Raw genomic sequence first — 16,553 nt, forward strand, 5'->3', positions numbered from 1 at the left:
CCTAAGGTAAAGTCATTGCACCAGTTACTGGAACTACTTTAAGAATAGTTTTTCTGTTTTTTGGATATTTAAAAGATCCTCCCGTAGTAGAAAGATCTCCAAAATTAAAAATTATCCATCCACGACCATAATAATAAAAACCATCATAATATATCTTTACTCCAGCAACTCTAAATCCAAAAAAAGTAAAATCTCCCATTCTAGAGTTATACCTTCCCGATAAACTCCTTGTAGTTGCAATAGCTTCACTGATAAAATATTGATCTGATTTTTCTTTAAAATATTCATATGTGATTTTTAGACTTGGTACAAAAAAAGCGGCTGCAATTATAATTTCAATCAATAAATAAATAATGGCTTCATAAAGAAGAAATCCCTTTTTATTAAAATTCATAAGAATCAATCCCTCCAATATAAACCTTATCAAAAAGTTCAAAAGCTATAGAAAAAACAATAATGCCGAGTATTAATATCAATATTGGTTCTACCATCTTATTAACTCTATTAAGAGTACGTTTGAGATTTTCATAAAAATATGTGCTCAAAAAAGAAAAAACTTCTAAATAATTTCCAGTTTTATCTGAAACAGAAAACATAAAAGTAAACTCCTGATAATGTTTATTATCAAATAAAATCTCTGAAAGTTCCTTACCTTTTTCAAGTTCAACGCTAACCTTAAAAAAATTTTCAAAAATATAATTAGAATTTATATATTGAAGAACTTTATCAAAAGCATTATAAATAGTAAATCTGTTTGAAATTAATAAAAAAACATCTCTTGAGAACTTATAAAATATATAATTTCTATAAAATTTTCTTATTAATGGCATATTCATAACTATGAGATCATTTTTCTTTGCAAAAAAAATAGCTATAAAAATAAATACTACTAAAAAAGATATTAAAAATATTAAAAAAGTTGGTATAAAAAAACTAAATTTTATATCCATATAATTTGAAAAAGTGGGGATAATATAAAATTTTAAAAGAAGCAAAACAAATAAAATAGTTATCAAAACCGAGGAAGGATAAAAAGTAGATTTTTTGATTTCATCTGTAGAAATTCTGACACTCTTATAATAATTTTTCATATTATTAAAAGTATTTAAAATCATTTTATAAGTATCACAATAAGACATAGAATATCTAAAATATTCATCATATTCAAAAAAATTAAAAGATTCATTGAATTCAAAACCTTTTCTAATCATAAAATAGCTTTTAGAGATAATACCTCTAATGAATTTATCGATATCTTCATTAAAAGTCAAAAAACTCAGTATATCTAAAATTTTTATATCGGAACTCATCATCATATAAAAATTTTCGGATATAAATTGCATATTTTTCATATTTAATTTTTTATTTTCCATGTAATATCCAACTTTTTTAATATTTTTAATTTCAAATTCTTCGATATTCATGAGATCATAAATATCTTCTAATCTTTTGGATACTACATAAACTTCAATTTCTTTTTTTAAAATTTTATCAAAATAATTAATTAAAAATAGATATTTCAATAAAATTCCACCTTTTTAGTAATATATATTTATTATACCATTAACTAAAAAATAAAAAAAACACATATCAGTTTGATATGTGTTTTAAAAATTCTGTTATTTTATAGCTGTTTCAAGAGCTATTTCCATCATTTTTGTAAATGCATTTTGTCTTTCTTCACTTGAAGTGGCTTCATGAGTTACCAAACTATCAGAAACAGTCAATATACAAGCAGCTCTTTTACCAGTACTTTTAGCATTAGCAAAAAGTGCAAATGATTCCATTTCAACTCCAACACAACCATATTCTTTATTAAGTCTCTTAAAAACATCTGGTTCTTCTCTATAAAAAACATCGGAAGAATGAATTCTACCTTCTTTAATTTCTATATTCAAATTTTTTGCAGAATCTTTTATCATATCATTTAAATCTGAAGAAGGTTCGAGAATATCAGATTCATAACCGCTTTGACATTTTGCAAAAGTTGACTCAGAATAAGCATCTTTAACTAATACAACATCATATAAACTCAACTTATCAGTATAAGCCCCACAAGAACCTATTCTTATGATATTTTCAACATCATAAAACTTATAAAGTTCATAAGAATAAATGCCTATACTTGCCATTCCCATTCCGGACCCCATAACACTAACTTTTTTGCCTTTATATGTCCCAGTATATCCAAACATATTCCTGACATTATTAAATTTAACGGGATTATCAAGAAATTTTTCTGCTATAAACTTTGCTCTTAAAGGATCTCCAGGCATTAAAACCGTTTTAGCTATCAAATCTTTATCTTTAACTTCAATATGTGGTGTTGGTATAGACATAAAAAATACCTCCTTAAAAAAATTAGTAGATATATTATATACAAAAAATATTTTATTTAGATTAAGATGTAAATCCCATTAACTTAATATTTATCAAAATACAGAATATTATATATTGTAAATTTAAGAATTAAATGGTATTTAATGGGTCTATTTAATTGAAAAATATTATAATTACCCTTAATTAAGTTTTGATATGAAAATATAACATTGTATAATTTTTGTAATCAATAGGAAATAAATAAATCCTATTTCAAGGGGGGAATAATATGAAAAAGTTTGTTTTATTGTTAACTTTACTGTTGATAAGTTTATTTGCGTTTTCAAATACGCTATCAATGATATCTTCTGTCTCTGGTTCATTCCAAAAAAACTTTAACCCTTATTTTAATTCTGGTACAACTTATACTTCTAAAGGGTTTATCTATGAAACATTATTTTATATAAATGGATATACTGGAGAAACATCGCCTTGGCTCGCAAAAGAGTATAAATGGGCAGATGATTTAATGTCTATGACTGTAGATTTGAGAAATGATGTTTATTGGCATGATGGAGAAAAATTTAATTCAGATGATGTAATAAACACCTTCGAAATGATAAAAGACTTTCCTGCACTCGACACAGGCTCAGTATGGAAAAATGGCCTTGAAAAAGTAGAAAAAGTCGATGACTATAAAATCAAATTTATACTAAACAAAATAAATACTTTAGCAACTCAAGACTTATTTTCAGTTTATATAGTTCCAAAACATATATGGGGAGATTTAGAAGATCCTTCAAAATATGCCGATGAAAATCCTATTGGAACAGGTGCTTTTAAATTAGATCAATTTACATCACAGGTATTTACATTGATTAAAAATGATAAATATTGGCAAGAAGAAAAAGTTCATGTGGATAAGATAAGAATTCCAGCCTTTACAGGAAATGATACAGCCCAACTCGCTCTGATGAATGGAGAAATAGACTGGGGAACGATCAATTTCCCTAATATGGAAAAAATATTTGTTGGTAGAGATAAAAAACATAATCATTATTGGCTTCCTGGCGGAAATCCTGTAGCAGTTTATTTCAATCTATCTCAAGAACCTTTCAGCAATAAAGAGTTTAGAAGAGCCATAGCTCATGCAATGGATACAGATCAAATAATATTGATGGCAATGACAAACTATGCTTCAAAAGCTAATCCAGTTGGTATAAAAGAAGGATTTTCTAATTTAATAGATGATTCACAAAAAAACAATTGGTTCAAAAAAGATATAGATAAAGCAAAAAATATATTAAAAAATCTTGGATACAAAGAAGGTAGAGATGGAATATTCCAAGATCAAAATGGTAAAAAATTGAGTTTTGAATTAATGGTACCAGCTGGTTGGACTGATTGGATAGCTGTTACTCAACTCGTTTCATCACAGGCAAAGAAAATTGGAGTAGATTTAATAGTATCTCAAGTTGATTTTGGAAGCTACATGCAAAAAATAAAAGCAAAAGATTATCAAATGGCAGTGAGCTGGTCAACATATGGAGAAAGCCCTTATAATTTCTATGAAAATTTCATGCATTCAAAAAATGCTTATTCTGGTAGTAATAGAAGTGGTTGGACAGATGAAAAAACTGATGAATTAATAGATGTTTTTAGATCTACATCAGATGAAAATAAAAGAAAAGATGCTATGTTTGAACTTCAAGAAATCTTATTAGAAAACATTCCAGCTGTTTTATTGTTCTACAACCCTGTATGGTTCGAGTATTCAACTAAAAACTTCACAGGTTGGCCTTCAGAAGAAAATAATTATACAAGTCCAAGAATAACTGGTATGGATAAAATGGCTATAATATTAAACTTAAAACCTGTAAAATAAAAAATTGGTCAGGACCTTTAAAGGTTCTGACCATTAAATAATATATAAAATATCCTTATAGGGGGAATAATATGAAATATATGAGCCAAAAAATATTATTTTTTATAATAGCTTTATTTGCAGCAATGACTATAAATTTCATAATTCCAAGAATGATGCCTGGTGATCCTGCCGAAAGAATACTATTAAGACTTGGCGGAGATATAGATGAAAACTCTGTAGATGCTATGAGAATAGCACTTGGAATTGATCAAGAAACACCTGTAATATCTCAATACTTTACATATTTAAAGAATACCTTTACTTGGAATTTGGGTGTTTCATTCTCTTATTATCCCATACCAGTTTCTCAATTATTAGCAACCTCAATTCCATGGACTATAGGATTGGTAGGAATATCGACACTGTTCAGTTTCATAATAGGAACATGGCTTGGGGTTTATTCAGGATGGAATAGAAGAAAAAAATCTGGAACATTTATTACAACAGCAAGTTTAATAATAAGGGCTTTTCCTTACTTTTGGCTTGCATTAATATTATTATATGTTTTTGGATTTCTTTTAGGATGGTTCCCAATATCAAATGCATATTCAACCTCTGAATTCTTAAGTGGTTGGGATTTTGTAAAAAGTGTAATATACCATGGTGTATTACCATCTATAACTTTAGTATTAGCTTCTTTAGGATCTTGGATTTTAACTATGAGAAACAATATAGTTTCGATCTTATCTGAAGATTATATATTACTTGCAGAAGCGAAAGGATTAAAAGAAAAAAATATCATGAAAAATTATGCTGCAAGAAATGCTATTTTACCAAGTGTTACAAGTTTTGGTCTATCCTTAGGTTACATAATAGGAGGCGCATTATTAACAGAAATAGTTTTTTCATATCCTGGAGTTGGTTATATGATGTATAAAGCCGTTACATCACAAGATTATCCTTTGATACAAGCAATATTTTTTATAATATCTCTATCTGTTTTAATAGCAAATTTTATACTCGATTTCGTTTATATGTATTTAGATCCAAGGACAAGGGGTTGAGTTGAATGAATACAATAAAAAACATGAATATAAAGGGAAAAATAGGACTTGGTATAATAACATTTTTTATAATAATTGCAATTTTTGCACCTTTGATATCACCTTATAATCCTTCTGATATGGTAGGAATGCCTTATTTGAGCCCTTCCAAAGATTTTTTATTTGGAACTGACAGAATGGGTAGAGATATACTATCTCAACTCATATATGGAACAAGATTATCATTAATAGTTGGATTATCGACTGGATTACTGATGACAACAATATCAGTTACTCTTGGAATGACTGCAGGTTACTTCGGAGGAGTTGTTGATAGAATAATATCAACAATAATAGATATATTCTTAGTAATTCCTGGATTACCACTGATGATAGTAATATCTTCTTATATAAAAGTTCGAGGAGTTCTACCCATAATACTCGTAATATCTTTTACAAGTTGGGGACCAGGTGCGAGAGTGATGAGATCTCAAGCTATGACTCTAAGAAATAGAGAATTCGTAACTGCCTCAAGAATAACAGGTGAAAACCATTTAAGTTTAATATTTTCTGAAATAATGCCAAATATGCTCTCTTTAATAGGTTCTAATTTTTTTACAGCTGTTTTAACAGCTATAATAGGTGAAGCATCATTAGAATTTTTAGGATTTGGTGACGTAAGTGCTACAACTTGGGGAACAATGCTATACTGGGCACAAAATTCATCTGCTCTTTTAAATCAATCATGGACATGGGTTTTAGCTCCAGGTGTTGCAATAGCTCTTTTAGGGGCAAGCTTTGCATTATTAAACTTCTCATTAGATGAACTTACAAATCCAAAATTAAGAGGAGAGTGATTATATGCTTTTAGAAGTTAAAGATCTAAATGCAGGTTATGCAACAAAAGGCAAAAAAGTAAGAGCTGTAAAAGATGTGTCTTTTTACCTTGAAAATGATGATTTTTTAGGAATAGCTGGAGAATCTGGATGTGGCAAATCCACACTTCTCTTTTCACTTATAAAGTTATTAAAAAATCCTGGAAAAATTTTTGATGGTGAAATAATATTTAAAGAAAAAAATATATTAAATTTAAAAAAAGAAGAATTGAGGAAATTGAGATGGAAAGAATTTTCTCTTGTAACCCAAAGTGCTATGAACGCTTTAAATCCAGTTATGAAAATAAAAGATCAATTTGCTGATGTAATAATGGAACATTCAAAAATAAAAAAATTGGAAGCTTATAAAATGGCTGGAGATTATTTAGAACTTGTGGGAATTCAAAGGGAGAGAATAGAATCATATCCTCATCAACTCTCTGGAGGGCAAAAACAAAGAGTAGCAATAGCTATGGCCTTAGTATTTTCTCCATCACTTGTAATAATGGATGAACCAACTACAGCTTTAGATGTTGTTGTTCAAAGATCTATAATGGAACAAATAGATAAAATAAGAAAAGATAAAAAATTCTCGATAATATTCGTAACTCATGATATTTCTTTATTATTCGAAATATCAAAAAGAATAGCCATAATGTACGCTGGGGAATTAGTTGAAATAGGGCCTACAAAAAAAGTCTATAAAACTCCTGCTCATCCTTATACAAAAGGATTGATAAATTCTTTTCCAAAATTGGACTCTGAAATAAAACAATATGAAGGGATACCTGGAAAAATCCCAGACTTATCCCAAGATATAATTGGTTGTCCTTTCATGGAAAGATGCAGTCTAGCAACAGAAAAATGTAAAACAAAACCAGAATTCAAAAAAATAGACGAAGGTAGGTGGGTAAAATGTCATTTCCCACTATAATACAATTCAAAAATATTCAAAAAACATTTACAATAAGAAAAGGCATAAAAAGCTATAAATTATATGCCTTAAGGGATATCAATCTCGAAGTAAAGGAAGGCGAAGTAATTTCTCTTGTTGGTGAATCTGGTTCAGGAAAAACAACTCTCTTAAGATTAATAGCAAGAATTTATACCGAAACAGATGGAGAAATATATTATAAAAACAAGAAACTTCCAAAAAAAATAAATGGAAAAAAGAACTTAGAATACAGACGAGATGTTCAAATGATATTTCAAGATCCATTTTCTTCTTTAAATCCAATAAAAAAAATATATTCAATATTAAAAAGACCTTTAAAAATTCATAAATTTGATAATACAGAGAATAGAGTCATAAAAGCACTTGAAGAAGTTGAATTAACTCCAATAGATTCATATATAAACAAATACCCCCATGAACTTTCTGGTGGACAAAGACAAAGAGTTGTAATAGCAAGATCTATAATAACAAGACCAACAATAATATTGGCAGATGAACCTACCTCCATGCTCGATGTTTCTATAAGGGCTGGAATAATGAACTTGCTTCTAAAAATACGTGAAGATTTAAACACAACTTATATACATGTAACCCATGATCTTGCAGCTGCGAGATATATTTCTGACAGAATAGCGGTTATGTACGCTGGAATGATAATGGAAATAGGAAATGCGGATGAAATTGTTTTAAATCCTTTGCATCCCTATACACAACTACTAAAAAAAGCAGCTCCAAATCCTGATAAATTAGAACAAGAAGAACTGGGCGATACTGGCGAATTACCCGATACAATAAATATACCCAAAGGATGTCCTTTTTATGATAGATGTCCAAAAAAAATGGATATATGTAATAAAAAGATTCCTGAGGTTTATAATATAAAAGAAAGACAAGTAAGATGCTTTTTATATAAAAAAGAGGTGTAGATATGAAAATAACGGATATAAAGACAGAAAAATTAAATGTAGAACTCAAAGAACCATTTATAACATCAGCAGGTCCATTATATGCAATAGAAAATGTTTTAATAACAATTGAAACAGACTCTGGAATAAAAGGTTATGGAGAATCAGCTTTTGAATACAGAGTCACAGGTGAAATACAAGAAAGTATAATCGCTGCTATACAAAAATTTATAAAACCTTGTTTAATTGGAGAAAATCCATTAAATACAGAAATAATACATGAAAAAATAAATAAAGCAATACATAATAATTATTCTGCAAAAGCTGGTGTCGAAATAGCAATATACGATATAATAGGAAAAACATATAATATACCGTTATACACACTATTTGGAGGATATTCAAATAATTATCAAACAGATATAACTATCAGTTTAAACGATCCCAAAACGATGCTTGAATCCGCTTCAAAATATGTCAGAGAAGGTTTTGATACATTAAAAATAAAAGTTGGAAATGAGCTATCAGAAGATATAAAAAGAATAAAAACGATAAGAGATAATTTACCAGAAAAAATAAAAATTAGAATAGATGCCAATCAAGGATGGACACCAAAAGAAGCAATATATGCTTTGAATAGATTAAAAAAATATGAAATAGAATTTGTTGAACAACCTGTACATGAAAAAGATATAAGAGGAATGGCCTTTGTAAGAAATAATACGGAAATACCTGTAATGGCAGATGAAAGTGTTTATACTCCACAAGATGTAATAGAAATAATAAAGCTCGAAGCAGCAGATTTAATAAATATAAAACTTATGAAATCTGGAGGAATATACAATGCATTAGATATAGCAAAAATATCTCAAGCTGCTGGTATGAAATGTATGATTGGATGTATGATCGAAAGCAATATATCTATAACAGCGGCTGCTCATCTTGCTACTGGATGTAAAAATATAAAATATATAGATTTAGATTCAGATCTATTCTTAAAACATAATTTCTCCAAAGGAGTTAAAACAGCTGCGGGTAATATAACTATATCTGATAAACCAGGGCTTGGAATCGAAATATAGAATAATACAAAATAACATGGAGGATAAAAAAATGAAAAAAAAGATTGAAAACTTCATCTTAGAAGGATTAAATAATGTTTACACTGCAGCATCAATCTTAATAGGCCAAAATGATGAAATAATTATGGAAGAATATTATGGAACAAAAGATGGGAAAAGCCCTATAAATGATCAAACATTATTCGATATTGCAAGTTTGACCAAAATTGTTTCAACAACAACAGCGATAATGAAATTATACGACGAAAAAAAAATACATCTCGATGATAAAATCAAAAAATATCTAGATGTAAAAGGTGAAAAAGGAGAAATAAAAATAAAACAATTGCTACTTCACGAATCTGGAATGCAACCATATTCAGAACTATGGCAAAAATATAAAAATAAAGAATTGATGGACAAAATAATACAAATTCAACCACAAAATAAACCATGGACTCAATATGATTATTCCTGTTTAAACTTTATAACTCTTATGAAAATCGTAGAAAATGTTTCAAAAACACCTTATCAAGACTATATAAAAAATTTATTCAATCAAATCGGAATGTTTCAAACAACTTATAATCCTCAAAACAAAGAAAATATAGTTCAAACATCCATAAGAGATGGAATAAGATTACAGGGAAAATCTGATGATGAACTATGTTATTATCTTGGTGGAGTATCAGGAAATGCAGGCATATATTCAAACATAAAAGACTTAAGAAAATATGTATTAAATATATTAAATCCAAAGATAATAAGTAAAAAAACTATAGACAAGTTCACAAAAACAACAATACATAAAGGTGAAAAATATGCCCATCTTGGATTTATGGCACCACCACAAGCAGGCTGTACAAATGCTTTAGATGAAAAAAGTTTTGGCCATAATGGATTTACAGGTACATCAATATGGATAAGACCAGATGGAAAATTCTCGATATTTTTAACAAATTCAGTTTATTATGATAGAAGAGCTTACAAAGATAAACTTCAAATAATAAGAAATAATATAAATGATGCCATTTTTAAAGAGGGAATAATATGAAAATAGATGAAAATAAATTATACATAAATGGAGTATCTGCAGAAGAAATCAGAAAAAACCATGGAACACCCGTAATAGTATATGATTATGATGAAATAATAAAAAACATATCAGAATACAGAGATAATTTCAAAAAAAACTATGAAAATTTTTCGATAACATATGCATCAAAAGCTTTTTTAAATAGAACTTTATGCAATATTTTAAAAAAAGAAAACTTAGATATAGATATAGTATCTTCTGGAGAACTTGCAATAGCTTTATCCGCAAACTTTCCAGTTGAAAAAATTTATTTTCATGGAAACAATAAAACAGAAGAAGAAATAAATTATGCCATTAAAAATAATATTGGAACTTTTATAATAGACAATTTACAAGAAGCTCAAAAAATAGATAAAATAGCTAAAAAATATGATAAAAAAATAAAAGCCATAATGAGACTTATTCCAGGAATAGAAGCTCATACTCATGAATACATAAAAACTGGCCATATAGACTCAAAATTTGGATTCAACTTGTACAAAAACCATGCTTATTATGAAATAGAAAAAATTCAAAATAACTTAAAAAATATAGACATAAAAGGAATTGGTGCTCATATAGGTTCACAAATATTTGATATAAAACCATATGAAGATTTACTCGAAGTATTATTCGAATTTTCTGAAAAACTAAAAAATATAAACATAGATATAAACATATTCGATATTGGTGGAGGACTTGGAGTAATATATACCGATGAAGACACATATATATCAAAAAAAGAATTTGTAGAAAAAGTATCTAAAAAAACTAAAACACTTGCAAAAAAATACAATAAAAAAAATCCTCATCTAATAATAGAACCCGGAAGATCTATAATTGCAACTGCCGGAACAACATTGTATACAGTGGGAAATATAAAAGAAAACTCAGAATTGACAAATTATATAGCTGTAGATGGTGGAATGGCAGACAATATAAGACCTTCTCTATATCAGGCAAAATACACTGCATATATAGCAAATAAAATGAAAAACAAAAAAGAGAAAATTTATACAATAGCTGGGAAATATTGTGAATCTGGAGATATATTGATAAAAAACATAAAACTCCCAATAGCTGAAATTGGAGATATAATAGCTATCCCAGTAACAGGAGCTTACTCTTATTCAATGGCAAGCAATTACAATGGAGCATTAAAACCAGAAGTTATAATCATAAAAAATAAAAAATCATATATAATGAACAAAAGAGAAACTGTTGAAGATCTTCTAAAAAATGATATAAACATAAAAGATTTGTAAAAGAAAAAGGAGATAAAAATGAACGATAAAATAAAAAAAATACATGATGAAACAATAGTAGTAGATGCTCATTATGACCTACTAATGGACTTAACCTTACAAAAAAATTTCAATAAATTCAATGTAATAAAAAATGATCATCTCAATAACTTCAAAAAAGGTGGACTATCATTAATAGTATCATCAATCTTTATAGATAAACCAATATATAAAGAAGCATATTTACATGAAACTCTGGATCAAATAGCTTTATTCATGGAGGAAATAGAAAAAAATGAAGAAATTACTTTTTGTAGAAGCTATGAAGATATACTTAATAGCAAAAAACAAAATAAAATTGGAATAATGCTATCTTTTGAGGGTGCAGATCCTCTTTTTGATGATTTACATTTATTAAAAATATTTTATGAACTTGGAGTAAGATTCATAGGTTTAACATGGTCAAGAAGAAATTATATATCAGATGGATGCAAATTTGGACCTGTTGAAAAAGATAAAAGGAGTTATGGAATAACAGACTTTGGCGTAAATTTTATAAAAAAAGCTGAAAACCTTGGTTACATAATAGATATAAGCCATCTAAGTGAAACAGGTTTCTATGATTTTATAAAGATAAATCAAAAACCATTCATAGTATCTCATACAAATATAAGACATTTTACAAACAATACGAGAACATTATCAGATGAACAAATAAAAATCATAAAAGAAAATGATGGAATAATAGGTATAAACTCTTATAAAGAATTTTTCAATGAAAAATCAAAAAACTTATCAGCTTATGTAGATCAAATAGAATATATAATAAATAAAATTGGTGATAAAAATGTTGGTATAGGTTTAGATATCTGTACTCATTTATTAAAGTATGAACCTTTCAATGAAGAAAAAATATCTCCAAATATCATAAAAGATCATTCAGAATTCACTAAAATAACAGAAGAAATGCTTAAAAGAAACTATAATGAATCAACTATAAAAAATGTACTCGGAGAAAACTTTATAAATTTTTATAAAAACAATCTTTAATGAGGTGTATTTATGGATATAAACTCAATAGACTACTGGTTAAATAAATTTGAAGATGAAGATTTAACATCAAAAAGAAGTATAGACGAAATAAATATAGAAATAAAAAAATCATTAAAAAATGGTAATTATGAAAATCTTCTAATAGATGATGATGAACTATTAAACAAATCCGAAAAACCTGGTATCATAATAAAAAGAACCGATATAAAAATACAACCACATGAAAATATAGTATTAGAACCAAACAATAAACATCTCGATATGAATCAAATGACCGCTTTAAACATATATGATATAGTAGACATAAAAGAAGAAACTAAAAATTGGTATTATATAAATAGTTCAACAGCAGATGGATGGATAAAAAAATCCGATGTAGCTTTAATAAAAAATAGAAAAGAAATATCAAATATAAAAAATTCAAAAAATTTTATACTAGTAAATCAAAGCTATTTAGAAACCGAATTCAATGTGCATGATGATAGAGCTTCATTCGTAGAATTTTTTCTCGGAGATAAAATTCCATTATCTCAAGATTATTATGATGAATATCCACAACCTGGATACAAAATAAAAATCCCTGTAAAAAATAAAGATAATTATGTTGAATTTATAGATGGATTTATAGCCTTAAACAAAGAAATAGAAAAAAATTACTTGAATTATACCAGAAAAAACTTATTAAAAACAGCCTTTAAAATGCTTGGAGAAGCTTATGGTTGGGGAAGTCGATTGAGAAGAAGAGACTGTTCATCATATATAATGGATATAATGAAAATATTTGGAATAAAAATACCGAGAAACAGTGGCATACAAGAAATAGCTGGAAATTTCAACTGTATAAAAAAAGAAAACATAGATATAGAAAAAATAAAACCAGGTGATATACTATACATGAAAGGCCATGTAATGCTGTATATAGGAAAAGATGAAGAAAAACATTATGTAATACATTCAGGTGCTGGATATTCAGAAAAAAATGAAATCAAAAATGTTTATTCAGTTTTCATAATGGATATTGAAAAGACCTTAAAATCTGGAAAATCAACATATATAGATGCTTTAACTTCTGTAGTAAAACTATATTAAAATACATAATCTCTCCTTAAAAAATTATTATTTTTAAAATATAAAGAAATTGAAGGGGATGATAAAATGAACATAAAATTAATCAATAAATATAAAAAAACAAATATGACAAATGAAGAAAAGTATACAGGTGAAGCTAAAGGTGAAACAACACAAATCAACTATTTTCTATACAATAAAACATCTGGAAAATGGGGGGATTATTTAAAAGAAGAAAATTCGATAATTCCAAATGATGAAGATATTTTATGGATAAATGTTACTGGACTATATGAAACAAATAAAATAAAAAAATTATGTGAAAAATTCGAAATAGACCAATTAACAATAGAAGACATATACCATACAAATCAAAGAAACAAAATAGAAATCCATGATAACTATTCATTCATAGTATTAAAATTGATAAATAAAAAAGAAGAAATATATACTTATGAACAATTCAGTATAATATATAAAGACAATCTCATAATAACTTTCAATGAAACTGAAAATAAAAATCATGAAACCATAAAAAATCAAATTGAGGAAAACAAGAAAAAAATAAAAGAAAAAAAATCAGATTACTTAATGTATGCAATATTAGATAAAATAATAGATGACTACTTTATAATAAATAATGAATTAACAGAAAAATTGGAAAAAATAGATGAATCTGTGAATATGGATCCAGACCAGCAAGATTTAATAAAAATAAAATCCACAAAACAAGAAGTAATATACTTCAAAAAAAATATAATGACCTTAAAAGAAACTTTAATGTTTAATAAAGATGATTTCTTTAAAAGATTAAACAAAGAAAATAAAGAATACTATAGAGACTTATTCGATCATGTATATCAATTATATGAAAGTGCAGATATATTAAATGAAACATTGACAAACTTAACTGAAATATACTTCTCAGCTATAAGTTATAAAATGAATGAAATAATGAAAGTATTAACTATAATATCAACGATATTCATACCTCTTTCATTCTTAGCAGGACTTTATGGAATGAACTTCAAAAATATGCCTGAATTAGACTGGAATTTTGGGTATCCATTATTAATAATAATAATGCTATTAATAGTATTAATAATGTTATTAATATTCAAAAAAAAGAAATGGTTTTAAAAAATCCCAGATTTTAAATCTGGGATTTTTATTAAATCAAACATCTTCCTCTATAACATCTTTATTATATAAATCTAAATCAAGTTGTTTGAGAACTCTTGAAGAAAGAATACCACTCAACATAGATCCACTAACATTCAAAGCCGTTCTTCCCATATCTATTAAAGGCTCTATAGATATCAAAAGTCCTACAAGTGCAACTGGCAAATCCATAGCTGATAAAACAATCAAAGCCGCAAAAGTTGCTCCACCACCAACACCGGCAACCCCAAAAGAACTAATAACAATAATTACTATCAAAGGGATCAAAAAACTTGGATTTAATGGATTAATACCTTGTGTAGGTGCTATCATAACGGCTAACATTGCGGGATAAATCGCAGCACATCCATTTTGTCCTATAGATGCCCCAAAAGAAGCGGATAAATTAGCTATTGCCTCTGAAACACCAAGTTTTTTAGTCTGAGCTTCTATATTCAATGGAATAGTTCCTGCACTCGTTCTTGAAGTAAAAGCAAAAGTTAATACTGGCAAAGATTTTTTTAAATAATGTTTTGGATTCAATCCAAAAATCATCAAAAATATCAGATGAATTATAAACATTATTATAATTGCTACATAAGAAGCTAAAACAAATTTACCAAGTCTTACAATACTCTGATAATCACTTAATGCAGTAACTTTAGTCATGAGAGCTAAAACTCCAAAAGGAGTCAATCTCAATATAATAGTAACCATTCTCATAACAACATCATGTAAAACATTAAATCCAACTCTGAACTTCTCAGCAATATCAGGTTTCTTTCTTTTAAGGCCTAAAACTGAAATCCCAACAAAAGCAGAAAAAATCACAACAGCTATCGTTGAAGAACTTCTCGCACCAGTCATATCCAAAAACGGATTATCTGGAATGAGTTCTGTAAGTCTTTGAGTCAGAGGAACTTTGTTCAGATTTTCAAGTCCACTCTGTAAAACTTCTCCTCTTGCAAGCTCTGCTTGCCCAGCTTGCAACCCTTCAGCCGATAAACCAAAAGAAACGGCAGTAAAAACTCCGACTACAGCTGCTATACCTGCTGTTAAAACCAAAAATCCTATAACATAACCACCAAATTTTCCCAATGATTTACCATCTTCAAGATTTATTATTGCAGTAGTTATTGAAACCATTATAAGAGGCATAACTATCATCTTTAACAATCTAACATATCCATTTCCAACTATATTAAACCAGTTAACTGACTGTTTTAAAACTTCCGAATCACTTCCATAAATAAACTGCAAAACAGCCCCAAAAACAATTCCCAAACCAAGGGCTAAAAAAACTCTTTTGCTAAAAGACACATGCTTTTTTTGCATTTTATAAATTATAAAAATGAAAAAAGCCATTATAAGTATATTCAAAATAATCAATGATGTGTTCATAAAATCTCCTCCCTTAATAAAATATTATTTCTATATACTACTAATTTTATCATATTTAAACATTTAAAAAAAGTTAAAATATATTTAAATTACTATAAAAAATTAAAAGCTTTTAATTAGATAAATAAAGATTTCGACAATTAAAAGTATTTAAATACATTATAGGTTGTAATGAAACAGAAATATAGATTTTTCATGTAACTTGTTTCATGGAATTATATAATTAAGGGTAAAAAAATAAATTCTGAAAGGTAAATAATGCGAAATAACTATGAAAAAGTTCTTTTTTATTCTATTTTGTTTTATAATGATATTTTCATTATCTTTTTCAGAAAATATCAGATATGGTGGAACAGTGAAAATAATAAATTCATAATGTATAATGGCGATATATTAGAAATTGGTAATTCTTCTGATATAATTAATGATCCTTTTCATCCTTATACTAAATTATTGAAATCGGCCGCTCCTAAACCAGAATCAGGTCTTAAACCTGAAAGAATCGATACTAAAGGTGAAATCCCAG

General features: G+C 27.4%; 15 protein-coding genes and 1 pseudogene. 12 read left to right on the top strand and 4 right to left on the bottom strand.

From position 1 onward, the window contains the following. Nucleotide 1: 1 nt before the first annotated feature. From PWP28_RS04515 to deoD, 3 genes are all read right to left on the bottom strand, one after another. Nucleotides 2-394, bottom strand: coding sequence for a hypothetical protein (locus PWP28_RS04515; RefSeq protein ID WP_308644331.1), 393 nt, complete (start codon nt 392-394; stop codon nt 2-4). Then, nucleotides 384-1,523 carry a type II secretion system F family protein gene (locus PWP28_RS04520; RefSeq protein ID WP_109604974.1) on the bottom strand — a complete coding sequence of 380 codons (1,140 nt, stop codon included), beginning with the start codon at nt 1,521-1,523 and terminating at the stop codon, nt 384-386. Before PWP28_RS04520 ends, PWP28_RS04515 begins: the two co-directional genes overlap by 11 nt. A gap of 96 nt (nt 1,524-1,619) precedes the next feature. Next, a complete protein-coding gene (gene deoD / locus PWP28_RS04525) occupies nt 1,620-2,333 on the bottom strand; it encodes a purine-nucleoside phosphorylase (protein WP_371682084.1) in 714 nt (237 codons plus the stop codon). Between the two features lie 275 nt (nt 2,334-2,608). Here deoD and PWP28_RS04530 point away from each other — a divergent pair, with 275 nt between their 5' ends. From PWP28_RS04530 to corA, 11 genes are all read left to right on the top strand, one after another. Beyond that, a complete protein-coding gene (locus PWP28_RS04530) occupies nt 2,609-4,204 on the top strand; it encodes an ABC transporter substrate-binding protein (protein ID WP_109604972.1) in 1,596 nt (531 codons plus the stop codon). A gap of 71 nt (nt 4,205-4,275) precedes the next feature. Further along, on the top strand, nt 4,276-5,250 hold the full coding sequence (locus PWP28_RS04535) for an ABC transporter permease (RefSeq protein WP_305081366.1): 975 nt from the start codon (nt 4,276-4,278) through the stop codon (nt 5,248-5,250). Nucleotides 5,251-5,255: 5 nt separating this feature from the next. Continuing rightward, the gene (locus PWP28_RS04540; RefSeq protein ID WP_206050563.1) at nt 5,256-6,086 is read left to right on the top strand and encodes an ABC transporter permease; all 831 of its coding nucleotides are present in this window, start codon (nt 5,256-5,258) and stop codon (nt 6,084-6,086) included. A 4-nt stretch (nt 6,087-6,090) separates the two neighbouring features. After that, nucleotides 6,091-7,038 carry an ABC transporter ATP-binding protein gene (locus PWP28_RS04545; RefSeq protein WP_109604970.1) on the top strand — a complete coding sequence of 316 codons (948 nt, stop codon included), beginning with the start codon at nt 6,091-6,093 and terminating at the stop codon, nt 7,036-7,038. Beyond that, the gene (locus PWP28_RS04550) at nt 7,020-7,985 is read left to right on the top strand and encodes an ABC transporter ATP-binding protein (protein WP_109604969.1); all 966 of its coding nucleotides are present in this window, start codon (nt 7,020-7,022) and stop codon (nt 7,983-7,985) included. Before PWP28_RS04545 ends, PWP28_RS04550 begins: the two co-directional genes overlap by 19 nt. A 2-nt stretch (nt 7,986-7,987) precedes the next feature. Beyond that, nucleotides 7,988-9,046 carry a dipeptide epimerase gene (locus tag PWP28_RS04555; protein WP_308644332.1) on the top strand — a complete coding sequence of 353 codons (1,059 nt, stop codon included), beginning with the start codon at nt 7,988-7,990 and terminating at the stop codon, nt 9,044-9,046. Between the two features lie 31 nt (nt 9,047-9,077). Further along, complete coding sequence (locus PWP28_RS04560; RefSeq protein ID WP_308644333.1) at nt 9,078-10,079, top strand: serine hydrolase domain-containing protein; 1,002 nt, start codon at nt 9,078-9,080, stop codon at nt 10,077-10,079. After that, nucleotides 10,076-11,365: a diaminopimelate decarboxylase gene (gene lysA, locus PWP28_RS04565; RefSeq protein ID WP_264149275.1), complete on the top strand. Its 1,290-nt coding sequence runs from the start codon at nt 10,076-10,078 to the stop codon at nt 11,363-11,365. Before PWP28_RS04560 ends, lysA begins: the two co-directional genes overlap by 4 nt. 18 nt (nt 11,366-11,383) lie before the next feature. Beyond that, complete coding sequence (locus tag PWP28_RS04570) at nt 11,384-12,394, top strand: membrane dipeptidase (RefSeq protein WP_308644334.1); 1,011 nt, start codon at nt 11,384-11,386, stop codon at nt 12,392-12,394. Nucleotides 12,395-12,406: 12 nt separating this feature from the next. Beyond that, nucleotides 12,407-13,486 (top strand): C40 family peptidase, encoded by a 1,080-nt coding sequence (locus PWP28_RS04575; RefSeq protein WP_264149277.1) that lies wholly within the window; start codon nt 12,407-12,409, stop codon nt 13,484-13,486. Nucleotides 13,487-13,552: 66 nt separating this feature from the next. Then, nucleotides 13,553-14,605: a magnesium/cobalt transporter CorA gene (gene corA / locus PWP28_RS04580; protein ID WP_308644335.1), complete on the top strand. Its 1,053-nt coding sequence runs from the start codon at nt 13,553-13,555 to the stop codon at nt 14,603-14,605. Between the two features lie 36 nt (nt 14,606-14,641). On the opposite strand, the gene PWP28_RS04585 is transcribed toward corA, so the two are convergent. Next, nucleotides 14,642-16,027: an L-cystine transporter gene (locus tag PWP28_RS04585; RefSeq protein WP_308644336.1), complete on the bottom strand. Its 1,386-nt coding sequence runs from the start codon at nt 16,025-16,027 to the stop codon at nt 14,642-14,644. Between the two features lie 258 nt (nt 16,028-16,285). Between PWP28_RS04585 and PWP28_RS04590 the strand changes: the two are divergent. Further along, nucleotides 16,286-16,553 (top strand): annotated as a pseudogene (locus tag PWP28_RS04590) (hypothetical protein); the annotation flags it as partial.

The sequence above is a fragment of the Oceanotoga sp. genome, assembly GCF_030445905.1.
GTDB classification, from domain to species: domain Bacteria; phylum Thermotogota; class Thermotogae; order Petrotogales; family Petrotogaceae; genus Oceanotoga; species Oceanotoga teriensis.